The sequence below is a fragment of the Bradyrhizobium sp. 956_D2_N1_4 genome, from assembly GCF_052076025.1.
In the GTDB taxonomy this organism is placed as follows: Bacteria; Pseudomonadota; Alphaproteobacteria; order Rhizobiales; family Xanthobacteraceae; genus Bradyrhizobium; species Bradyrhizobium barranii.
In genome coordinates, this window is sequence record NZ_CP197237.1 from 8130483 (window position 1) to 8152231 (window position 21749).

Annotated in this window: 17 protein-coding genes; 7 read left to right on the top strand and 10 right to left on the bottom strand. The window is 64.7% G+C overall.

The features are described 5' to 3' along the window. Positions 1-45: 45 nt before the first annotated feature. Positions 46-1185, top strand: coding sequence for an acyl-CoA dehydrogenase family protein (locus AB7535_RS38295; protein ID WP_354113874.1), 1140 nt, complete (start codon positions 46-48; stop codon positions 1183-1185). A 291-nt stretch (positions 1186-1476) separates the two neighbouring features. Here AB7535_RS38295 and AB7535_RS38300 read toward each other — a convergent pair whose 3' ends face one another. The 10 genes from AB7535_RS38300 to AB7535_RS38345 all read right to left on the bottom strand — a co-directional run bounded on the left by AB7535_RS38300 (position 1477) and on the right by AB7535_RS38345 (position 12980). Then, complete coding sequence (locus tag AB7535_RS38300; protein WP_063985936.1) at positions 1477-2514, bottom strand: amino acid ABC transporter substrate-binding protein; 1038 nt, start codon at positions 2512-2514, stop codon at positions 1477-1479. Positions 2515-2569: 55 nt separating this feature from the next. Further along, positions 2570-3163, bottom strand: a complete 594-nt coding sequence (locus tag AB7535_RS38305) for a L,D-transpeptidase (RefSeq protein ID WP_028151979.1) — start codon at positions 3161-3163, stop codon at positions 2570-2572. 449 nt (positions 3164-3612) lie between these two features. After that, on the bottom strand, positions 3613-4587 hold the full coding sequence (locus tag AB7535_RS38310) for a hypothetical protein (protein ID WP_354113875.1): 975 nt from the start codon (positions 4585-4587) through the stop codon (positions 3613-3615). An 84-nt stretch (positions 4588-4671) separates the two neighbouring features. Then, complete coding sequence (locus AB7535_RS38315; RefSeq protein WP_439037556.1) at positions 4672-5235, bottom strand: redoxin domain-containing protein; 564 nt, start codon at positions 5233-5235, stop codon at positions 4672-4674. A gap of 31 nt (positions 5236-5266) precedes the next feature. After that, entirely contained in the window at positions 5267-5965 is a 699-nt protein-coding gene (locus AB7535_RS38320; protein WP_354113877.1) for a cytochrome c biogenesis CcdA family protein, read from the bottom strand. A gap of 530 nt (positions 5966-6495) precedes the next feature. Then, positions 6496-7107 carry a sigma-70 family RNA polymerase sigma factor gene (locus AB7535_RS38325; RefSeq protein ID WP_028151983.1) on the bottom strand — a complete coding sequence of 204 codons (612 nt, stop codon included), beginning with the start codon at positions 7105-7107 and terminating at the stop codon, positions 6496-6498. 322 nt (positions 7108-7429) lie between these two features. Then, complete coding sequence (locus AB7535_RS38330) at positions 7430-8161, bottom strand: response regulator (protein ID WP_028151984.1); 732 nt, start codon at positions 8159-8161, stop codon at positions 7430-7432. A 24-nt stretch (positions 8162-8185) separates the two neighbouring features. Further along, positions 8186-9931: an ATP-binding response regulator gene (locus AB7535_RS38335; RefSeq protein WP_063979952.1), complete on the bottom strand. Its 1746-nt coding sequence runs from the start codon at positions 9929-9931 to the stop codon at positions 8186-8188. Further along, entirely contained in the window at positions 9901-11901 is a 2001-nt protein-coding gene (locus tag AB7535_RS38340; RefSeq protein WP_223154137.1) for a sensor histidine kinase, read from the bottom strand. The genes AB7535_RS38335 and AB7535_RS38340 overlap by 31 nt, the downstream gene beginning before the upstream one ends. A gap of 83 nt (positions 11902-11984) precedes the next feature. After that, a complete protein-coding gene (locus tag AB7535_RS38345) occupies positions 11985-12980 on the bottom strand; it encodes a TRAP transporter substrate-binding protein (protein ID WP_354113878.1) in 996 nt (331 codons plus the stop codon). A gap of 143 nt (positions 12981-13123) precedes the next feature. Between AB7535_RS38345 and ugpB the strand changes: the two genes are divergently transcribed. The 6 genes from ugpB to AB7535_RS38375 all read left to right on the top strand — a co-directional run bounded on the left by ugpB (position 13124) and on the right by AB7535_RS38375 (position 21741). After that, positions 13124-14506 (top strand): sn-glycerol-3-phosphate ABC transporter substrate-binding protein UgpB, encoded by a 1383-nt coding sequence (gene ugpB, locus AB7535_RS38350; RefSeq protein ID WP_354113879.1) that lies wholly within the window; start codon positions 13124-13126, stop codon positions 14504-14506. Positions 14507-14658: 152 nt separating this feature from the next. Next, complete coding sequence (locus AB7535_RS38355) at positions 14659-15606, top strand: aminoglycoside phosphotransferase family protein (protein WP_354113963.1); 948 nt, start codon at positions 14659-14661, stop codon at positions 15604-15606. Positions 15607-15852: 246 nt separating this feature from the next. Continuing rightward, complete coding sequence (locus AB7535_RS38360) at positions 15853-17475, top strand: ABC transporter substrate-binding protein (protein WP_439037557.1); 1623 nt, start codon at positions 15853-15855, stop codon at positions 17473-17475. A gap of 254 nt (positions 17476-17729) precedes the next feature. Then, positions 17730-18743, top strand: a complete 1014-nt coding sequence (locus AB7535_RS38365; RefSeq protein WP_354113881.1) for an ABC transporter permease — start codon at positions 17730-17732, stop codon at positions 18741-18743. Between the two features lie 3 nt (positions 18744-18746). Next, positions 18747-19646: an ABC transporter permease gene (locus AB7535_RS38370; protein ID WP_014491237.1), complete on the top strand. Its 900-nt coding sequence runs from the start codon at positions 18747-18749 to the stop codon at positions 19644-19646. 289 nt (positions 19647-19935) lie between these two features. Beyond that, complete coding sequence (locus AB7535_RS38375; protein ID WP_354113882.1) at positions 19936-21741, top strand: ABC transporter ATP-binding protein; 1806 nt, start codon at positions 19936-19938, stop codon at positions 21739-21741. Positions 21742-21749 lie beyond the last annotated feature (8 nt).

Here is a 21749-nt window from a genome sequence, read left to right on the forward strand (position 1 = left end):
CCGGAATGACGAACAAAAAGTAGATTTCGAATGGGAAACACGCACATGGCCCTCGTCCTCACCGAAGAACAATCGATGCTCCGCGACTCAGCGCGCGGGCTGATCAGCGACAAGGCGCCGGTGTCGCACCTGCGATCCTTGCGCGACGCCAAGGATCCCACCGGCTTCTCCAAGGAGCTGTGGCATTCCTTCGCCGAGATGGGCTTTGCCGGCCTCCTGGTGCCGGAAGAGTTCGGCGGCAGCGGTCTCGGCTTCATGGAGGCCGGCGTCGTGATGGAAGAGATCGGCCGCACCTTGATGCCGTCGCCGTTCCTCGCCACCAGCGTGGTGGCGGCCTCCGCACTGAATCGCGGCGGCAATGCCGCGCAGAAGTCGGAATTCTTGCCGAAAATTTCCAACGGCTCGCTGCTCGCGACGCTCGCGATCGACGAAGGCGCCAAGCATCGCCCGCTTCAGACCAGCCTCCAGGCGGTGCGCGCCGGCAACGGCTTCAAGCTCTCCGGCGCCAAGGCGCTGGTCGTCGACGGCCACGTCGCGGACCTCTTCATCGTCGCGGCGCGCACCGCTGGCGCCGCCGGCGAGCGTGAAGGGCTGACGCTGTTCCTGGTCAATCCCAAGGCCAAGGGCGTTGCGATCGAGCGCACCATCATGGTCGATGCGCACAACGCGGCACGGTTCGAGCTTGCCAATGTCGAGGTCAACGCCGATAGCGTGCTCGGCGAGGTCGATCAGGGCGCGGCGCTGCTCGACAGCGTGCTCGACATCGGCCGCGGCGCGGTCGCCGCCGAAATGGTGGGCCTGAGCGAAGAAGTCTTCAACCGCACCGTCGAGTACCTCAAGAACAGAAAGCAGTTCGGCAAGCTGATCGGCGAATTCCAGGCGCTGCAGCACCGCGCCGCCGAGCTCTATGTCGACATCGAGATCACCCGCGCCGCCACGATGAAGGCGCTCCAGGCACTCGATACCGACGTCGCCAAGGCCGCCTCGGCCGTGGCAGTGGCAAAAGCCCGCGCCGGCACGACCGCGACGCGCGCGGTGCAGGAGGGCGTGCAGATGCACGGCGGCATGGGCATGACCGACCAGTTCGACATCGGCTTCTTCATGAAGCGCGCGCGCGTGTGCGAGGAGCTGTTCGGCGACGCGAACTACCACACCGAGCAGCTGGCAAGGGCGCGGGGGTATTGAGCTGAGTTGAGGAGAGGCGCGAGGGGCGCGCCTCATACGCGGTGTCGTCGCCCGGCTTGACCGGGCGACCCAGTACGCCGCGGCCCCTCCGGATACGATTGACGTCTCGGAATACTGGATCGCCCGGTCAAGCCGGGCGATGACAGTTGAGAGTGTGGAGAGCGCCTGCCCCAAGCTCCGTCATGGCCGGGCTAGTCCCGGCCATCCACGTTCTTGCGGTGCCTCAAAAACGTAGATGCCCGGGACTAGCCCGGGCATGACGATTGAGAGCGTGGCTGCAACCGAAGTCTATTACCGCATCGGCGGCGCGTACTGCACGCCGCCGGCATTCCATAGCTGGTTCATGCCGCGCGGGATCTTCAGCTTGGACTTCTCGCCGATGTTGCGCTCGTACATCTCGCCGTAATTGCCGACGTTACGGATGATGCGGACGACCCAGTCCTTGGTGAGGCCGAGCTGCTCGCCGTAATTGCCCTCGGTGCCGACCAGGCGCATCACTTCCGGCTTCTTCGACTTCAGCGCCTCGTCGATGTTCTCCGAGCTCACGCCGAGCTCCTCGGCGTTGATCATCGCGTAGAGCGTCCACTTCACGATCATCATCCAGTCGTCGTCGCGCTGGCGCACCACGGGTGCGAGCGGCTCCTTGGAGATCATGTCCGGCAGGATCATATGGTCGCCGGGCTTGGAGAGATTGAGCCGCAGCGCGTAGAGCTGCGAGACGTCGGCGCTCAGCGTGTCGCACTTGCCGGAGTCGTAGGCCTTCACCACGTCATCCAACTTGTCGAACTTCACCTCTTCATACTTCATGTTGTTGGCACGGAAGTAGTCGGCGACGTTGAGCAGCGTTGTCGTGCCAGCCTGCACGCAGACCTTGCTGCCGGTCAGGTCCAGCGACGTCTCCTTGTTGCGTGAACGCGGCAGCATGAAGCCGGCGCCGTCGTAATAGGCCACCGCCGGGAAATAGAGGTCATAGTCGAGCTCGCGCGCCATGCTCCAGGTCGAGTTGCGCGAGAGGATGTCCACCTTGCGGCTCTGCAATTCCTTGAAGCGCTCGCTGGCGTCGAGTGGAACGAACTTGGCCTTGCCGGGATCGTTGAAGATGGCGGCTGCCACCGCGCGACAGAAATCGACGTCGAATCCGGTCCAGTTGCCCTTGTCATCGGGGATCGAGAAGCCCGGCAGGCCCTTGTTGACGCCGCACAGCACCTCGCCGCGGCGAACGGTGCGCTTCAGGGTGCGAGTATCGTAGAACTCATAGATCACCGCCAGGGCGCCGACCAGTACGGCAACGGCGAGCCCGATCAGCAGGCCGCCTCGAAAAGTGCGCATCATGTTGCTCTCTCGAAATAATCGGGAAAAGGACTATTCGCTAAGGCGAGGAAGATCAGAGTTCGGGCTTCTGTCGGATGACCACCTTGGTGCCAACCGGGACGCGATCGTAGAGATCGGCGACGTCATGGTTGACGAGACGGAAGCAGCCCGAGGATACCTTGGTGCCGATCGTATCAGGACGGTTGGTGCCGTGGATGCGGTAGACGGTGGTGCCGAGATACATGGCGCGGGCACCGAGCGGATTGCCGGGGCCGCCGGCCATGAAGCGCGGCAGATAGGGCTGTCGCTGGATCATCTCCGGCGGCGGCGTCCAGTCCGGCCACTCCTTCTTGTTTGTGATGTTCACCAGCCCCTGCCACTGGAAGCCGTCGCGGCCGACGCCGATGCCGTAACGGATCGCGCGCCCGCCCGGCTGCACCAGGTAGAGGTGGCGCTCAGCGGTCGAGATGATGATGGTGCCCGGCGTCTCGGTGGTGCGGAAGTAGACCACCTGCTTCTGCCATTCCGGCTCGAGCTGATAGGCGTCGTCGGCGACCAGCCCCGGCTCATCGCCGCGGTCGGGCTGTTGGGCGGAGGCGTATGAGGTGGTCAGGACCAGGCCCAGCGCCGCGATGAACGCCCCGGTCAGGCGACGATAATCCGTCATTTCAAGCTCTCCCCGCTGCCACAGCGTAAATCATTTGGACCATCTGAACTCAGGGGCAGCTTCGTGGCAAGTTCATGGCACGCCCGGCTGGTATGTCACGAGAATGCTTTGGTTTTTTGACGAGGCCGGGCAATGCCACAAACAGGGGATGGCGCGAAAAGCCTAGATTGTCGCGGCAATGGTGGTGCGCTCCCTCCCCCGCTTGCCGGGGAGGACGATCGCACAGGAGTTCCTAGCGGCGGTCTGAGCGCGCGCCTCGTCCTTCGAGACGACCGCTTCGCGGTCTCCTCAGGATGAGGCTAAGACGCATCGGAGCCCGTCGAAATTGTCGCCGCGCACTCCGTCCTCATCCTGAGGGCCCGCCGTAGGCGGGCGTCTCGAAGGATGGCCGCAGGCGACTCTGTCAGATCGCCTTCAAATGCGATCGCGACGCCGCAAGCGGGGGAGAGCTAAATCTTGTTATTCTCCGCCGCGATCCCGAGCCGCCGGACGATTTCGGTCCCCACCGCGCGGGCCTCGATCCGCGACCCGATTCGTGGGCTGCGAAAGCGTCGCCCCGAGCGCAATCGGATCGTGACGATGCAGTGCTCGTCCTCGGACCGGCCGCGGCGGTCGACGGTGATCGTCTTCACGTCGTGCCCCTCGATATGGTCGGCGCGCGGCGTGCCGTCGCCCCACAGGCGTTCGACGCGGATATCGCTCTCGCGGATGATCCAGAACGCGCCGGTCACGAGGTTGGCGTATCTGTAAACGGCGAATGCGGCGATCGCGCCGAGCGGAAGCAGCAGGATGTCGACATGGCTGGGCGGCCATCCACGCCAGAGCTTGTAGGCGTAGGGAACGGCGGACAAGGCGACGGCGATCAGTGCGACGATCCTTATGTCCCGCGCGGAAAACGCCTCGAGCGGCTCGCCGAGACGCATCTCGGGATTGCTCGCATCAAGCGGATTGACGGGTGACTCGACATCGGGGACATCGAACTGTGCGGCGATCCGCGCCACGGTGTCGCGAACATGCGTGACGTCGGAGATCGGCGGGGACGTCAGGCGTTCCCCCGAGGCCAGCGTGAAGGCCAGCTGGAAACGGGCTTTCGCCCGCTTGCTGCCGGGAACCTGTAATCCCCTGATATCGTCCTTCGCGACGATCCTGGTCCGGAGCTTTCCGAACGGACGCTGTTGCCCGATCAGGATCTCGTTCGGCGTGATGATCCACACCACCGCCGGCGCCAGCATGATGCCGACGACGAACGCTGCTCCGACGAGGAGCGCGGCCACCGAGACGATCACCTCCAACGTGTCGTGCGTGAACAGGCCCGGCGTGAAGCACAGCGCCACGGCGGCCGCAAAGCCGGACATGACCAGCCGCTGCGCGATCGAGGCGCCTTCGCGAAGGCGAAAGTCGGTGCTGGTGGTCGCGTCATCCATTGCGGGCGCTGATTCCGTCGCTCGGGAAACTCCACGGACGGGTCCGTGGAGTCAAGCAACAACGGCGGCAGCGGCGATCCGGCCTCAGCTGTTGGCGTTCAGCAGCTTTGCCACGGTGCGGTCGATCTCGTCGTAGCGGCCCTCGCCCTCGTGCTGGAACACGATCTTGCCGGTCTGGTCGATGATGTATTGCGCCGGCCAATACTGGTTCTGGTAGGCGTTCCAGGTCTTGGAATCATTATCCTGCGCCACCGGATAGGTGATGCCGTGGCGCTTCAGCGCGGCCTGCACATTGGCGGCGGAGCGCTGGAACGGGAATTCCGGCGTATGCACGCCGACCACGACGAGGCCCTTGTCCTTGTACTTGGCATAGAGGTCGGTGACGTGCGGCAGCGTGTTGACGCAGTTGACGCAGCCATAGGTCCAGAAGTCGACCAGCACGACCTTGCCGCGGAGGTCGGCGATGCTGAGGGGTTTCGAGTTGAACCAGGTATTGATGCCGGTGAAGTCGGGCGCAGCCTGCTGGCTTGCGGCAGCCGTGACGACAGGGGTGGCGCGCGCGGCCTCGTCGCAGATGCCGGGGATGACGGCGCCTGTCACGGCGATGCCGATCAGTGCGGCGGAGACGGCGAGCAATTTGAAAGTCATGGAAGCGTCCTCCGGTGAAGATGAGGGATGATCACAGGCCGATCTGGCCGGTGGGATAGAATCCGGTGAGCCACGCCACGATCAGCGTGTCGTACTGGAAATAGGCCGCGACCGCGAAGGCGATCACGACGACACCAAAGCCCTGCTGCAGCCGCGGCGAGATCCGCGCGAGGCTGCGCACGCGCGTGGTCGCGGCCTGTCCGCCATAGGCGATCGCGAGCATCGGGATCGCTGCGCCGATGGCATAGGCGATCAACAGCACGCCGGCCCAGCCGGCGTTCTTCGACGTCGCGACCAGCGTCAGGATCGAGCCGAGCACGGGACCGGCGCAGGGCGTCCAGACCAGGCCGAGTGTGGTGCCGAGCACAAGGCCGCCAAGCGCGCCCTCGCGCTGCACGGCGCCGGAATTGCCGAGATCGAGCCAGCCGTTGAGCCGGATCGAGAGCCATTCGAACGGCGCCGGCCACAGCATCAACAGGCCGAAGCCGAGCAGCAGGATCGACGCGGCCTCGCGCAGCACGTTCGGATCGAAGTCGAACAGCCGCGTGATCGCACCCAACAGCAGTGCGGTCGCCGAGAACGAGACGACGAAGCCGAGCGCGATCATCGCCGGCCGCAAGTGCCCCACCCGCCCGATCGAGGCGCCGAGCAGGATCGGCAGCATCGGCAGCGTGCAGGGCGCGGCGATGGTCAGGATGCCGGCAAGGACGGCGAAGACAAGTTCGAGCATCGGGCACTCGTGAAGGAGGTCACGAGGGCAGTTCGGGATGGCTGCGCGGGTTGTTACGTGGCGTCACACGTTCGTGAGGGGCGGGTGCCTCGCGCGGCCGCTCTGCTGGCCACGGCGATGGTGCGCTCCCTCCCCCCTTGCGGGGGAGGGCGGGGGAGAGGGGTAGCCCCGGAAAAGGTCTATCGAGCCTCGATCGTGCCGCGCACGACAAATCGAGGGAGTCCCCGTGCGGTACCCCTCTCCCTGCCCCTCCCCCGCAAGGGGGGAGGGAATGAAAGAGCGGTGCCTACCTCACGCCAGCGGGAAGCGGGGCCTCAGCCACCCCCAAACACAAAACGACCCGGAGGGGGGCATCCCGTCCGGGTCGCTGGAAGTCTTGGGAGGTTTAACGAAACCGTATGTGAGCTTTATAGGAGGGAAGTTTTTCCGCCTGATGTTGTGCTTTGTTTCAATTATTTCGTCGGCGGTAACACTTCCGTGTCCGGGGACAGGGCCGAAAGTTCGGTCTTATCCCATTGAAATCCTTGGTCTTAGGCGGCGAAACGGTCGACGCCGGCGCCCTTAAGCAAATCGGCCAGTTGCTTGCGCGCATAGAACATCCGGGTCTTCACCGTGCTCTGCGGGATGCCGATGATCTGACCGACCTCCTCCACCGACTTCTCATGGTAGTAGACTAGGTTGATGATCTCGCGATGCGCGGGCGACAGTTTTTGCACGCAGGCGCGCAGGATGGCGCTGGTGTCGTTGCGGTCGAGCGAGGTCTCGGGCGTCTCGGCATCGTCAGGAATCTGGCGGACGTCGTCCTGGTCGATGTCCTCGAAGCGGCGCTGGCGCATCGCGGTCAGCGCCTTGAAGCGCGCGATCGAGAGCAGCCAGGTCGAGACCTGCGAGCGGCCCTGGAACTGGCCTGCCGTGCGCCACACGTCGAGGAACACCTGGCTGACGAGGTCTTCCGCGGTGGTCGCGTCACGCACGATGCGCAGGATGAAGCGATAAACCCGCACATTGTGCCGGCAATAGAGGATGTGCATGGACGTCCGGTTGCCGTCCGCAATGCTCTCCAGGAGCATGTCGTCCGAGGTCGCCTGAGCGGCAATGATGCTCTGGCTGGCTTGGGCGTTGATGGCGATGACGTTCGGCATTGACTTAGCTCCCCGTAGCGCCGCAACCGAGCGGCGTTTCCTTGGACCAAAGTGTTAATCAGCGAACGTTTCGGGACGTCTGCACGAAAAGCGAAAAATGGTTTCGTGCGCCGCCAAATTGTTTCGTCGGACAGGCCGCGACGAAACATTCGGGGTGAAAAGCCGTGGAATTTCAATGTACGGAAAATACGGGGGTGGGGATTGGGGAGCGCCCGAGGCAGCCGGGAACGAAATTCCGGGCTTTGCGTTCGGTCGCGCCACCCATGCCGTCATTCCGGGGCGCGAAGCGAGCCCGGGACGACAGCGGTAGGTGCCGCGCGACTTACGCCTTCTCGCCCGCGGGCGAGAACAGATAGCCGCCGCCGCGGATGGTGCGGATCACGGCTGGCTTGGTCGGGTCGGGTTCGATCTTGCGGCGGATGCGCATGATGCGCAGATCCACGGCGCGGTCGAAGGCTTCGGCGTCGCGGGCATTGGCCAGTTCGAGCAGGCGTTCGCGCGACAGCACGCGCTTCGGATTGGCCGCAAACACCTTCAGCAGCCCGAACTCGGACGCGGTGAGCGGATGCTCGTTGCCTTCGTCGTCGCGCAAGGCCTGCGCTTCGAGGTCGAGCCATTTGGTGCCGAAGCGCACCAGTTGATCCTTGTCCGATTTGGCGGGCGCGGTCTCGGCCGCCTTCACCGGCGTGCTCCGCCGCAACACCGAGCGGATGCGCGCCATCAGCTCGCGCAGCTCGCAGGGCTTTGCCACGTAATCGTCGGCGCCGAGCTCGAGACCGACGACACGGTCGATCGGGCTCGCGGTCGCCGTCAGCATGATCACGGGCACGTTGATGCGGCTCTTGAGGTCGCGGATGATCGAGAGGCCGTCTTCCTCGGGCATGTTGAGGTCGAGCACGACGAGGTCCGGCATGCTGCCGTCGATCGCGGTGCGCAAGCTCTTGCCGCCGTCGCACAGCGTCACGGTGAAGCCGTGCATCTTGAGGTAATCGCCGACCATCTCCCGGGCCGGGGCCTCGTCGTCGACGATCATGATGTGCTGGCTTTGGGTCATATCACTCAGATCTCGGTACTCGAATCACGGCAACTCGGTCGCGGGCAGGGTGATGGTGAAGGTCGATCCCTTGCCGGGACCGTCGCTCTCGGCCGTCACCTCGCCGCCATGCATGTCGATAATACGCTTGACGATGGAAAGCCCAAGCCCCGTCGAGCTCTCGCCCGCGGTCGGTTTGGCCGACAGCCGCTGGAACCGGCCGAACAGGCGGCCGAGATCCTCCGGCGACAGGCCGGCGCCCTCGTCGCTGACGCGGACGACGGTATCGCTGGCCTCATGGGTGACGGCGACGATGATCTTGCCGCCGATCGGGCTGTATTTGATGGCGTTGCTGATCAGATTGTCGATCGCCTCGCGGATGCGGTCGGTGTCGCACATGGTGACGATGTTGGGTGGCGCCGTGACGCTGATCGCCTGCTGCTTGTTGACCGCGAGCGGGTGGTTGGCATCGGCGACCTCTTTCACCAGCGCAGCGACGTCGACCGGCTCGCGGCGGATGGTGATGTCGAAGGCATCGGCCATCGCGTCCGAGATCAGATGATCGACCATCGTGGTCAGGCGCTTCGTCGCATCGCGGATGTGATCGACCTGGGCGACCACGCCGTCGGACGAGGCGCCGGTCGAGATCAGCTCCTTCAGCATCTCGGTGCGGCCGAGGATGACGCCCAGCGGGTTCTTGAGGTCGTGGGCGACGGTGCCCAAAATCTCGTTCTTGAAGCCGTTGGCGCGCTGCAGCCGCAGCCATTGCGCCGAGAGGCGGCGGTTGGCCTGCATCAGCGCGCGGGTGCGCTGGGCGACGCGGTCCTCGAGCTGCGTGTTGGCGTCCTGGAGCTGCTGGTAGAGGATGACGTTGTCGAAGGCGATCGAGAGCCGGCTGGAGAAGATCTCGACCAGCGAGCGGTCGGTCTCGGACAGCTCGCGCTCGGCCTGCAGCAGCACCACCACCTCGCGGCCGGAGCCGGTCCGCAGATAGATCACGCTGCGGTGGTCGGCGAATTCGTTCTTGCGGCCCTGGAACGCGGCTTCCACCATCGTCCGCAGATCGGGGTCGAGCGCCTTCGACGAGGTCGTGCCGATGAAGCGGCTGTAGCAGCCGCTGCCGGCGAGCACGGAGAGCTCGGGGTCCACGCCGCCATTGTCGCGCAGCACCAGTATGCCGGCGCAATCGACATTGAGCAGCGAGGCGAGCTGGGTCAGCACGCCCTCGGCGAGCCGCTGCATCGACTTGAAGTCGTACAGCGTCGAGGCGGCGTCGATGATGATCTCGAGCCCGCGCCGCGTCTGCACCATGCGCTCGAGCTGCTGATAGGAGCGCAGCGCCGCGGTCAGCGAGGTGAACAGCTTGTCGGCGGTGAGCTCGGTCTTGGCCTTGTAGTCGTTGATGTCGTACTGGACGATCACGCGCCGCTCCGGCGCCTGGCCGGGCTGTCCGGTGCGCAGGATGATACGTACGGTCTCGTTCTTGAGCTCGTTGCGGATGAACTCGACCAGCTCGAGGCCGGCGACATCGGTCTCCATGATGACGTCGAGCAGCACGGCGGCGATATCGCCATGCGCGGCCATCAGCTTGCGACCTTCCGCCGCGGAATGGGCGGAGAGGATCTCCAGCCCCTGGCCGTTGAGGCTGTAGTCGGACAGCGCGAAGCGGGTGCCGTCATGCACGGCCGGATCGTCGTCGATGACGGCGATCTTCCACTTCCGTGCGTTCTGGTCCTCCGGTGCGGTACCGGTATCGTCGATCAGGTGGAGGACATCGTCCTGTTCGGCCATTGAGAAGTCCCGTCAGTCTCTGTGCTTTGCGCGCCGCCCTTGGCGACCCGGGGCATGATAATGCGAAAAGTAGTGCCTTGTCCCAGCTTGGATTCCAGCATCATGCGCCCGCCGAGCTGCTGGGTGACAAGGTTATAGACGATATGCAAGCCGAGTCCCGTACCACCTTCATTGCGCCGGGTGGTAAAGAATGGGTCAAAGGCCTGGCGCTGCACGTCAGGGGTCATGCCGGCCCCGTCATCGGCGAAGATGATCTCGATGTCGTCGGTCCCGCGCGGCCGCGCCGAGATCGTGATCGTGCCGGCGCGGCCGTCGGCAAAGGCGTGGTTGGCGGCGTTGAGGAAGAGGTTGGTCAGAATCTGGCCGTAGGAGCCGGGATAGCCGTCGAGCAGGAGCCCCTCGGGCACGTCGGCCTGGAGCGTGATCGGCGAGCGCTTCAGGACCGGACGCAGGCTGGCGATGATCTGGTCGGTGGCTTCGCTGAGTGAGAACTGCCGCCGCTCGGCATGCGAGCGGTCGACCGCGACCTGCTTGAACGACTGGATCAGCTCGCCGGCGCGGGTGAGGTTGGCGACGAGCTGCTGCGAGGCATCGCGCGAGGACTGCACGAACTCCTCCAGCTGCGAGCGGCGCAGGCCGCCGTCGCCCTTGAGCTGGGCCTCGAAGATCTCGGTGCGCCGGGCGAAGCTGGAAGCGACGGTCAGGCTGATGCCAATCGGGTTGTTGACCTCGTGCGCGACGCCGGCGACGAGGCCGCCGAGCGCCGCCAGCCGTTCGGCGTCGATCAAATTCTGCTGCGCGGTGTTGAGCTCGAGCAGCGCGCTCTCGGCCTTCTCCTTGGACGCGCGCAGCTCGTCCTCGGTCTCGCGTTTCGCGATCGCGTTCTCGCGGAACACTTCGACGGCGCGCGCCATGGCGCCGACCTCGTCGCGTGCCTTGGTGCCCTGCACCTCGCGGTCGAGGTCGCCGAGCGTGATCGCGCGCATCGCGGTCATGATCTGCTGCAGCGGCAGGCGGATCGACAGCGCGATCAGCACGCCCGCGGTGAGGATGATGCCGAGGAAGATCACCGCGATCGACAGCACCCGCCGCGAGATATCGGCCAGGGTGCGATCAAACGTCTCCTGCGCCTTCTGCTCGCGCTGGCGCATCTTGGTGGAGAGATCGTCGATGGCGCCGATCGCCTCGGCCTGGCTGGCGTCGATGGTGTTGCGCAGCAATTCGGTGCGGCTCGTCAGCTGCTCGGAGAGTTTTGCAAAACCCTCGCGCAGCGCCATGGTGCGGGTCCCGAGCCGTTGCAGCGCCATGCGCTGCAGGTCGTTGTCGGCGAGATCGATCATGACCGGAATGGTCTTCTCGATCGTCTCGGTGTTGCGGCGCGCATCGTCAGCGGCACCGGGCGAGAGCGACAGATAGTAGGAGTTGGCGGCTACCAGCATCGCGGTGAAGGCCTCGCGCGACTTGCCGAGCGAGGGCCAGATCAGCGCGTCGCGATGGCCGGTGGCGCCCTCGATGATGGAATAGAGACCGGCCATGTCCCTGGCCGGGCCCTGCACCTGCTCCTCATAGGTCTTGGCGATGGTCGCCTGCACGCTGCGCAGCTCGCCGAAGCCGTTGAGGAAGCGGTCGGTGGTGCGCTCCAGCTCCTCGACCGAGCCTGACAGCATCGGGTCCTTGGCGGCACGGTCGGTCAGCGTGCCCAGCACCGCCTCGCGCAGCAGCAGGATCTCGGCGAACAGGTCCGGGCTCGGCTGGTTGATGTAGCGGTGGATCAGATTGTGCAGGCGCCCGGTCTCGCTCTCGAGCAGCGCCAGGATACGATCGGACTCGCGCACCTGGCGGACGTCGCCCCAGGCCGAGCCCAGCACCTGCGTGCCGTTCCAGATCAGCCCCACCAGCACCACGACCACGGCCGAGTTCAGCGCCGCGATCGACAGGATGCGCCAGCGGATCGGCACCGCGCGGAGCATCCCGACCAAACGTGCGCGCAGCCGCCCGAGCGGGCCGGGCGGCCTGTCTGCGTGCTCGCTGGGTCCAGGCGCGGCCAAGCGGCTCACTCCACCTTGCGAATGCGTTCGATCAGCGTGGCCGCGGCGGGATCGCGCCCCGCCTTGGCATAGATCGCAGCCATCGCCTCCTCGAACGGCTTGCGGTCGATATCCCTAGCGACGGTGATGCCGGCGGCTTCAGCCTTGTGCTGCGACTGCTCCTCGAGGTCGCGCCACTTCTCGCGCATGAACCGGCTGGAGCGAGCCGCTGCTTCGCGGAATAGCTGCTGGTCGTCGGCCGAAAGGCTCTTCCAGGCCTTCAGCGAGATCACCAGCACTTCCGGGCTCATCGTGTGTTCGGTGAGCGCGAGGTGGCCGGCATGTTTGTAATGGTCTGTCGTCACGAAAGATGGCCAGTTGTTTTCGGCGCCGTCGATCAGATGGTTGGCAAGCCCGGTGAGCACCTGCCCGTAGGGCATCTCGACCGGCTCGGCGCCGAGCGAGCGAATCATCTCGCTCATCAACTCCGACTGCTGCACCCGGATCCGCAATCCCCTGAGGTCGGCGACAGTCCGTATCGGACGGACGCCGTTGTAGATCGACCGCGCGCCGGAATCGTAGAAGGCGAGCCCGACGAAGCCGTAGGGCTCGAAACTGCCGAGGATCTCGCTGCCGATCGGCCCGTCCAGCACCTTCTGCATGTGCTCGATGGACCGGAACAGGAACGGCATGGCGAGCACGTTCATCGCCGGGACGAAGTTGCCGATCAGCGCCACATTGGTCCGGTTGAGGTCGATCGCGCCGACCCTGGTCTGCTCGATGGTCTCCTTCTCTTCGCCGAGCTGACGGGAATGGAACACCTTGATCTCATGCCGGCCGCCGGTGCGCTCGGCAATCAGCGCGCCCATGTAGCGCAGCGCCTGGACGGTCGGGTAATCCTCGGCCTGGGTGTCGGCGGCGCGGAATTCGCGCGCAGCTGCGCTCGTCGCGCAGACCGCGAGCAGAAGCGCGACGAAGATCAACCCGGTCCGCGAGAGTTCGGCACGGTTCAGCACTGGCACACTCAACCCCTCAGTGGTGGAGTCTATGGCGAAGCAAAAAGGTTCAATGCAATCTAGCAGATGGTTGAGGGAAGGCCATCCCGCCGCACCCGGCGGAGCGATTGTGCGGCGCGGCCGCCGTTCATTCCCGGTTGAAACAGGAAATGCCGCGCCTTAAGCAGGTACGGTCGCCTTTGCCGCGCGACACGGGAAGAGCCATCGTGATTTCAGCATCGAGTCTTTTGCGGATCCTCGCCGCTTTCATCGTCCTCGCAATGCCTGTTCAGGCGCGCGCCGCAACCGACATCGCGCTGTGGCACGCCATGTCCGGCGAGCTCGGCCGGCAGCTCGAGAAGCTCGCCGCCGATTTCAACGCCTCGCAATCCGATTACCGCATCGTGCCTGCTTACAAGGGCAACTACACCGAGACCGTGACGGCGGCGATCTTCGCCTTCCGCTCGCGCAGCCAGCCGGCGATCGTCCAGGTCAACGAGGTCGCGACCGCCACCATGACCGCGGCCAAGGGCGCGATCTATCCCGTGTTCACCATGATGCGGGACATGAACGAGCCGTTCTCGCTGGGCGATTACCTTCCCGCAGTCTCCGGCTATTACACCGATGCGGCCGGCAATCTGTTGTCCTTCCCGTTCAATTCCTCGACGCCGATCCTCTATTACAACAAGACCATGTTCCGCGACGCGGGCCTCGATCCGGAGACGCCGCCGAAGACATGGCCCGAGCTTGGGCTTGCCGCAAAACGCCTGCGCGAGCGCGGCGCTGTGTGCGGCTTCACCACCTCCTGGCCGTCCTGGATCCACATCGAGAATTTCTCCGCCTTCCACAATCTGCCGCTCGCGACGCGGACCAATGGCTTTGCGGGGCTGGATGCCGAGCTGACCATCAACAACCCGGTCGTCGTGCAACACATCGCCCAGCTCGCCGAGTGGCAGAAGGACAAGGTGTTCGATTACGGCGGCCGCGGGCAGTCGGCCGAGCCGCGCTTCCAGAAGGGCGAATGCGGCATCTTCATCGGCTCCTCGGCGACGCGGGCCGACATCAAGGCGAATTCGAAGTTCGACATCGGCTACGGCATGATGCCGTACTGGCCCGATGTGAAGAACGCGCCGCAGAACTCGATTATCGGCGGTGCCACGCTGTGGGTGCTGCGCGACCGCCCGCGCGCGGAATACAAGGGCGTGGCACGGTTCTTCGCCTATCTGTCGCAGCCCGGCGTGCAGGCGGCCTGGCACCAGAACACCGGTTATCTGCCGATCACCCGCGCCGCCTTCGAGCTGACGCGCGCGCAGGGCTTTTACGAGCGCAATCCGGGCTCCGCGATCTCGTTCGAGGAGATCACGCTGCATCAGCCGACGGAGAACTCGAAGGGCATCCGGCTCGGCTCCTTCGTGCTGATCCGCGGCGCAATCGAGGACGAGCTGGAGCAGGCCTTTACCGGCCAGAAGGGCGCGCAGGCAGCGCTCGATGCCGCGGTCGAGCGCGGCAACAAGCTGCTGCGCCAGTTCGAGCGCGCCAGCCCGGACCGTTAGCGATGGGAAGCTTGGCGTTGGTTGGAGCGCGAGACCCTTCCACGTCGTCATGGCCGGGCTTGTCCCGGCCATCCACGCCTTGGCCGCAGCACGAAGAACGTGGATGCCCGGGACAAGCCCGGGCATGACGGACTCAAATGATTAAGCTCGTGATGTCGATGACACTTCCTCAATTCGCCGACGCTGAAGCCTTTCGCGCCTTCCGCTCCGATTCGTCTCGATGGCTGCCGATCGCGCTCGACATCGCGCGCAGCCACGGTCTCGATGTCAGCGCGCCGCATGTGTTCGTAACAGGCACCAATCTCGTCGTCGGCCTCGGCGACAAGCTGATCCTGAAAATCTTCCCGCCGCACTTGCGCGCACAGTTCGTCTCCGAGCGCGGATCGCTGATGCAGCTTGCCGGCCGTCTTCATCTGCCGATCCCCGAGATCGTCGCGGAAGGGGAGCGTGATGGCTGGCCTTATCTCGTCATGACGCGCCTTGCCGGCACGCTCGGCTCGGAGGTCTGGCCGCAGCTTGCGGAAGACCAGAAGGAACGCCTGCTGCGCCAGATCGGCGAGACCATCGCCGCCGTGCAGCGCGCGCCGCTCGGACCGCTCGCGCAAATCCAGCCGCACTGGGACGAGTTCATGTGCGCGCAGATGCGGGGCTGCAAGGCGCGGCACTCGCGCCTCGGCCTTGCACCGAAATTCCTCGAAGGCCTCGACGATCTCCTGCGTGACGCTGCAAACCTGATCCCGATGGATGCGCCGCCGGTGATCCTGGTCGGCGAATATATCCCTCAGAACTTCCTGCTCGCTTGTCATGACGATCAATGGTCGCTCGCGGGCCTGTTCGACTTCGGCGACGTGCTGACGGGATGGCGCGACTACGATCTGCTCGGCCCCGGCGCCTTCATGGCGGCGGGCCGGCCGGGGAGGGTGCGCAGCCTGCTCGAGGGCTTTGGCTATGCGAAGCTGGATTTCGCACTGAAGCGCCGGCTGATGGCGCTGATGCTGCTGCACCGCGCCAGCGACCTCAACAGCCACGTCTGTATCGAGGGTTGGCAGGACAGGGCGAACGATCTCGTCGAACTCCAGGATCTGATCTGGTCGGGCTGAACCGCCCAGGCCATCTGCGACGTCCTGCTCAATCCGGCAGCGCTCAATCTTTCAGCTTATTTTTGGAGCAGAATCGCATCTTTGTATGCAATTGATCGGCTTGCCCAAAAGGCGATCAGCCGCCGAAATCACAAAAATATCGATTGGAATCAACGCTTTATCTGGAAATTAAGATCCCATTAAGCGCTGGCACGAACCTTGCGAATCCCTGTTCCAACCAGAAACTTTTGCGTTGGAGCATTTTCCATGAAGCGCCGCGATTTCCTCAAGTCCGTGTCCGGATTGGCCGCAGGCGCGGCGCTTCCGGCGATGCCGCAGGTCATCTCCACCGCCTATGCCGATGCGCGTTCGGAGACGCTGCTGATCGTCTCGGAAGGCGGCCCGAACAATCTCGACATCCACGGCGTCGGCACCAACGTGCCCGGCTATGAAGTGTCGTGGAATTGCTACGACCGCCTGATCAGCCACGAGATGAAGGCCGGCCCTGGCGGCGTGCCCTATTACGACCGCGACAAGTTCAAGGGCGAACTCGCCGAGGAGATGAAGATCGACGACATGTCGGTCACCTTCAAGCTGCGCAAGAACGCCAAATTCCACGACGGCACGCCCGTCACCGCCAAGGACGTGAAGTGGTCGCTTGACCGCGCCGTCAGCGTCGGCGGCTTCCCAACCTTCCAGATGAGCGCGGGCTCGCTGACCAAGCCGGAGCAGTTCGTCGTGATCGACGACACCACCGTGCGCGTCGACTTCCTGAAGAAGGACAAGCTGACGATCCCCGATCTCGCGGTCATCGTGCCCTGCATCGTCAACTCCGAGCTGGTGAAGAAGAACGCCAGTGAGAAGGACCCCTGGGGTCTCGAATTCACCAAGCAGCAGACCGCGGGCTCCGGCGCCTACAAGGTGACGAAGTGGACCGCCGGCACCGAAGTCATCATGGAGCGCAACGAGGATTGGGTCTGCGGTCCGTTGCCGAAGATCAAGCGCGTGATCTGGCGCATGGTGCCGCAGGCCGGCAACCGCCGCGCGCTGCTGGAGCGGGGCGACGCCGACATCTCCTACGAGCTGCCCAACAAGGATTTTCAGGAGATGAAGGCGAACGGCAAGCTCAACGTCGTGTCGCTGCCGTTCTCCAACGGCATCCAGTATATCGGCATGAACGTCACCAAGCCGCCGTTCGATAATCCAAAAATTCGCCAGGCGGTTGCCTATGCGCTGCCCTATCAGAAGATCATGGACGCGGTGATGTTCGGCCTCGCCAACCCGATGTTCGGCGCGCCCAAGGACAAGCCGACCGAAGTCGCCTGGCCGCAGCCGCACAAATACAACACCGACATCGAGAAGGCGAAAGCGCTGATGGCGGAGGCAGGCCTCGCCAACGGCTTCGAGACCACGATCTCGTTCGATCTCAACTTCGCGGGCGTCAACGAGCCGCTCTGCGTGCTGGTGCAGGAGAGCCTCGCGCAGATCGGCATCAAGACCACCATCAACAAGGTGCCCGGCGCCAACTGGCGCACCGAGTTGAACAAGAAGGAGATGCCGCTCTTCACCAACGTGTTCTCGGGCTGGCTCGATTACCCCGAGTACTTCTTCTACTGGTGCTATCACGGCAACAATTCCGTCTTCAACACCATGAGCTACAAGTCGGCGGAGATGGACAAGCTGATCGACGGCGCGCGCACGGCCGCCGCCACCGGCGACGCCGCGACCTACGATGCCGACGTGAAGGGCTTTGTCGATCTCGCGTTCACCGACATCCCGCGCATCCCGCTGTACCAGCCCTTCGTCAACGTCGCGATGCAGAAGAACATCAGCGGCTACCAATACTGGTTCCACCGGAGGCTGGATTACCGCGCGCTGGTGAAGGGGTGAGCCGTCATGCTGATCGTCGGCGACGCATCGGCATGTGTTTGTCTCTCTGATCGCGATGCGGTTTCGTCATCGCATGAGATGGCCACCAATCTCTCGCTCCCTCCCCCCTTGCGGGGGAGGGTCGGGGAGAGGGGTAGCCACGAACTCCGACCTCTCCCGGGGCCACCCCTCTCCCTAGCCCTCCCCCGCAAGGGGGGAGGGAACGCAGCGGAGCAAGCCTGCTCACAATTGCCAAGCAGAAGGAGAGCGCTCCCATGCTGACCATGATCGGCAAGCGCCTGATGTTCGCGATTCCCTCGCTGATCGGGGTCGTCATCGTCACCTTCCTGTTGACGCGCGCGTTGCCGGGCGACCCGGCGGCGTACTTCGCCGGTCCCGCGGCGACCAAGGAAGCCGTCGAGCAGATCCGCAAGAAACTCGGCCTCGACAAGCCGCTGATCGAGCAGTTCTTCCGCTACACCAACGACCTCGCCCATGGCGATTTCGGCAACTCGCTCACCACGGGGCAGCCGGTCGCAGCCGAAATCCGCAATCGCCTGCCGGCCTCGGCCGAGCTTACGCTGCTCGGCCTCATCGTTTCGGTCGTGATCGCCATTCCGCTCGGCGTGCTGGCGGCGACGCGGCCGGGATCATGGGTCGACCATCTCTGCCGCGTCACGACGACGGCCGGCGTGTCGTTGCCCGTGTTCTTCACCGGCCTCGTGCTGGTCTATGTCTTCTATTTCCGGCTCGGCTGGTCGCCGGCGCCGCTCGGTCGCCTCGATGTGTTCTACAGCGCGCCGCCAACCATCACCGGCTTCTATCTGATCGACACCCTGATCGCGCGCGACTTCGAGGCGTTCCGCTCGGCGCTGAGCCAGCTCATCCTGCCGGCGACGACGCTCGCGATCTTCTCGCTGGCGCCGATCGCGCGCATGACGCGCGCCTCGATGCTGGCGGTGTTGTCGTCGGAGTTCGTGCGGACGGCCCGCGCCAGCGGACTGTCGCCGACAACGGTCATCGTCACCTACGCGTTTCGCAATGCGATGCTGCCCGTGATCACCACGCTCAGCATGGTGTTCTCGTTCCTGCTAGGGGCCAACGTGCTGGTGGAAAAAGTATTCGCCTGGCCCGGCATCGGCTCCTATGCGGTGGAAGCGCTGATCTCGTCCGACTTCGCGCCGGTGCAAGGTTTCGTGCTGACCATGGCGGTCATGTACGTGCTGCTCAATCTCGTGATCGACATTCTCTACGGCGTGATCGATCCGCGTGTCAGGTTGGAGGGCTAAATCATGAGCTCCGTTGCGCCTGCTGTTGAACCCGTCGGCCCTGCGCGGACCTCGGGGCTCGTCGCGATCCTCGAACAGACCCGCTATGTTCTCGGCGAAAACAAGGTCACGGGCTTTGCCTTCGCGCTGCTCATCGTGATCCTCATTGCCGCGATCTTCGGTCCCTATGTGGTGCCGTATGATCCACTCGCTTCCGATACCGCCGCGGCGCTGAAGCCGCCGTCGATGGCGCACTGGTTCGGCACCGACCAGCTCGGCCGCGACATCTTCAGCCGCGTCATCGTGGCGACGCGGCTCGATACGTTCATCGCCGTCGCCTCCGTCGTGCTGGTGTTCCTGATGGGCGGCCTCGCCGGTATCGCGGCGGGCTACTTTGGCGGCTGGACCGACCGCATCGTCGGCCGCATCGCCGACACCATCATGGCGTTTCCGCTGTTCGTGCTGGCGATGGGCATCGTCGCTGCCCTCGGCAACACCGTGCAGAACATCATTCTGGCCACCGCCATCGTGAACTTCCCGCTCTACGCCCGCGTCGCGCGCGCCGAGGCCAACGTCCGCCGCAATGCCGGCTTCGTGCAGGCCGCGCGTCTGTCCGGCAACGGCGAATTCCGCATCCTGCTGGTGCACATCTTGCCGAACATCATGCCGATCATGATCGTGCAGATGTCGCTAACCATGGGCTACGCGATCCTCAATGCCGCGGGCCTCTCCTTCATCGGCCTCGGCGTCCGCCCGCCGACCGCCGAATGGGGCATCATGGTCGCGGAAGGCGCGGGCTTCATGGTGTCGGGCGAATGGTGGATCGCGCTATTCCCCGGCCTTGCTCTGATGATCGCCGTGTTCTGCTTCAACCTCCTCGGCGACGGCCTCCGCGACATCGTCGACCCCCAGCGGAGGACGTGATGATGGTTGGCCTTGAGTGCGAGCAGCGGAGCGCCAAGCTAACAAGTGAGGTGGCCACTGCTCTCTCATTCCCTCCCCCCTTGCGGGGGAGGGGCAGGGAGAGGGGTAGCCACGAACTCCGACCTCTCCCGGGGCCACCCCTCTCCCCAACCCTCCCCCGCAAGGGGGGAGGGAGCGAGAGGCCGGTGCCCGCCTCACACGCAAATTTCCCGCCGAAATTCCCCAATGATTCCAACCCCGTTCTACTGTGCATGGGGTTGTTTTCGACATTTTTGATCGGGAGGCCCTCATGACCGTCCAGCCCCTGCTCGACGTCCAGGATCTCACGGTCGAATTCACCACCCGCCGCGGCATCGTCAAAGCCGTCCAGCACGTCAACATCTCCGTGGCCAAGGGCGAGACGCTCGCCATCGTCGGCGAGTCCGGCTCGGGTAAGTCGGTGACGTCCTATGCGGTGATGCGCATTCTCGATCGCGCCGGACGGATCGCCGAAGGCTCGGTGATGTTTTCGGGTATCGACGTGAAGGCCGCGACCGAAGACCAGATGCGCGATCTGCGCGGCCGCGAAGTCTCGATGATTTTTCAGAACCCGCGCGCGGCACTCAACCCGATCCGGAAAGTCGGCGACCAGATCGAGGACGTGCTGCGTACTCATGTGCAGCAGGCGATGGTTTCGGACCACGGAGAAAAGGCGATCGAGGCGCTGGAGCAGGTCAAGATCGCCCGCCCGCGCGAGCGCTACCACGCCTATCCGTTCGAACTGTCAGGCGGCATGTGCCAGCGCGTCGTCATCGCGCTTGCGCTCGCCTGCAATCCGCAGCTCCTGATCGCGGACGAGCCGACGACGGGTCTCGACGTCACCACCCAGAAGGCGGTGATGGATCTGATCGTCGAGCTGACCAAGCGCAAGGCGATGTCCACCATCCTGATCACCCACGACCTCGGCCTTGCGGCTGCCTATTGCGACCGCGTCGTCGTGATGGAAAAGGGCCGCGTCGTCGAGACCGCGAAAGCCGCCGATATCTTCGCCAACCCGCAGCACCCCTACACCAAGAAGCTGATGCGCGCGACGCCGCGGCTCGGTGTGAGCCTGCGGGATCTGTTGCCCGAGGAGGAGGCCGCTGCCTTCGCCTCTCCCCGCACGCGGGGAGAGGCCGACGCACGAAGTGCGGCGGGTGAGGGGGGCTCTCCCAGCACCGTGCTCGCGGAGAGTCCCTCTCACCCCGACCCTCTCCCCGCAAGCGGGGAGAGGGAGAAGACGCCTCTCCTCCTCATCGAAAAGCTCGTCAAGGAATATCCCCGCCAGGGCGCCACGGCCACACTCGGAAAACTGTTCGGCCGCAAGCCTCCGGTCGAACCGGACGTCTTCCGCGCCGTCGACGGCATCAGCCTCTCCATCGGCCATGGCGAGAGCGTCGGCCTGGTCGGTGAGTCCGGCTGCGGCAAATCGACCACGTCGATGATGGTCATGCGTCTGCTCGACCAGACCTCGGGCCTGATCCAGTTCGACGGCGAGGACATCGGCGCCATGGCGCCTGCCTCCTTCGCCCGGCTGCCGCAGCGCAGCCGCATCCAGATGGTGTTCCAGGACCCGACCGACAGCCTCAACCCGCGTTTCACCGCCGCCCGCGCCATCGCCGACCCCATCATGCAGCTCGGCGACATCAGGGGCCGCGATGCGCTGCGAACGCGCTGCGAGGAGCTCGCCACCATGGTCGGCCTGCCGCACAATCTGCTCGACCGCTTCCCGCACCAGCTGTCCGGCGGCCAGAAGGCCCGCGTCGGCATCGCGCGCGCCATCGCGCTGCATCCAAAACTCGTCATCCTGGACGAGCCGACCGCGGCGCTGGACGTCTCGGTCCAGGCCGTGGTCCTCAATCTGCTTCAGGACCTGAAAGCGCGCTTAGGTATGAGTTATCTGTTCGTCTCGCATGATTTGAACGTAGTGCGCTTGTTGTGCGATCGTGTCATTGTCATGCGGACAGGTCGAATCGTCGAAGAGGGCTCTTCCGAAAAGGTCCTCAGCGATCCGCAGGACGACTATACCAAGGAGCTGCTGACGGCGATCCCGCATCCGCCGTTGCAGGTCCACTAAGAGTGCAC

What these genes read in the sequence shown, in the direction of transcription:
- AB7535_RS38370 (WP_014491237.1), top strand. Translation starts at nt 18,747, where the DNA reads ATGAGCTCCGTTGCGCCTGCTGTTGAACCCGTCGGCCCTGCGCGGACC.
- AB7535_RS38355 (WP_354113963.1), top strand. Translation starts at nt 14,659, where the DNA reads ATGTCGATGACACTTCCTCAATTCGCCGACGCTGAAGCCTTTCGCGCC.
- AB7535_RS38330 (WP_028151984.1), bottom strand. Translation starts at nt 8,161, where the DNA reads ATGACCCAAAGCCAGCACATCATGATCGTCGACGACGAGGCCCCGGCC.
- AB7535_RS38305 (WP_028151979.1), bottom strand. Translation starts at nt 3,163, where the DNA reads ATGACGGATTATCGTCGCCTGACCGGGGCGTTCATCGCGGCGCTGGGC.
- AB7535_RS38315 (WP_439037556.1), bottom strand. Translation starts at nt 5,235, where the DNA reads ATGACTTTCAAATTGCTCGCCGTCTCCGCCGCACTGATCGGCATCGCC.
- AB7535_RS38365 (WP_354113881.1), top strand. Translation starts at nt 17,730, where the DNA reads ATGCTGACCATGATCGGCAAGCGCCTGATGTTCGCGATTCCCTCGCTG.
- AB7535_RS38340 (WP_223154137.1), bottom strand. Translation starts at nt 11,901, where the DNA reads ATGCTCCGCGCGGTGCCGATCCGCTGGCGCATCCTGTCGATCGCGGCG.
- AB7535_RS38360 (WP_439037557.1), top strand. Translation starts at nt 15,853, where the DNA reads ATGAAGCGCCGCGATTTCCTCAAGTCCGTGTCCGGATTGGCCGCAGGC.
- ugpB (WP_354113879.1), top strand. Translation starts at nt 13,124, where the DNA reads ATGCCGCGCCTTAAGCAGGTACGGTCGCCTTTGCCGCGCGACACGGGA.
- AB7535_RS38335 (WP_063979952.1), bottom strand. Translation starts at nt 9,931, where the DNA reads ATGGCCGAACAGGACGATGTCCTCCACCTGATCGACGATACCGGTACC.
- AB7535_RS38325 (WP_028151983.1), bottom strand. Translation starts at nt 7,107, where the DNA reads ATGCCGAACGTCATCGCCATCAACGCCCAAGCCAGCCAGAGCATCATT.
- AB7535_RS38310 (WP_354113875.1), bottom strand. Translation starts at nt 4,587, where the DNA reads ATGGATGACGCGACCACCAGCACCGACTTTCGCCTTCGCGAAGGCGCC.
- AB7535_RS38320 (WP_354113877.1), bottom strand. Translation starts at nt 5,965, where the DNA reads ATGCTCGAACTTGTCTTCGCCGTCCTTGCCGGCATCCTGACCATCGCC.
- AB7535_RS38295 (WP_354113874.1), top strand. Translation starts at nt 46, where the DNA reads ATGGCCCTCGTCCTCACCGAAGAACAATCGATGCTCCGCGACTCAGCG.
- AB7535_RS38375 (WP_354113882.1), top strand. Translation starts at nt 19,936, where the DNA reads ATGACCGTCCAGCCCCTGCTCGACGTCCAGGATCTCACGGTCGAATTC.
- AB7535_RS38300 (WP_063985936.1), bottom strand. Translation starts at nt 2,514, where the DNA reads ATGCGCACTTTTCGAGGCGGCCTGCTGATCGGGCTCGCCGTTGCCGTA.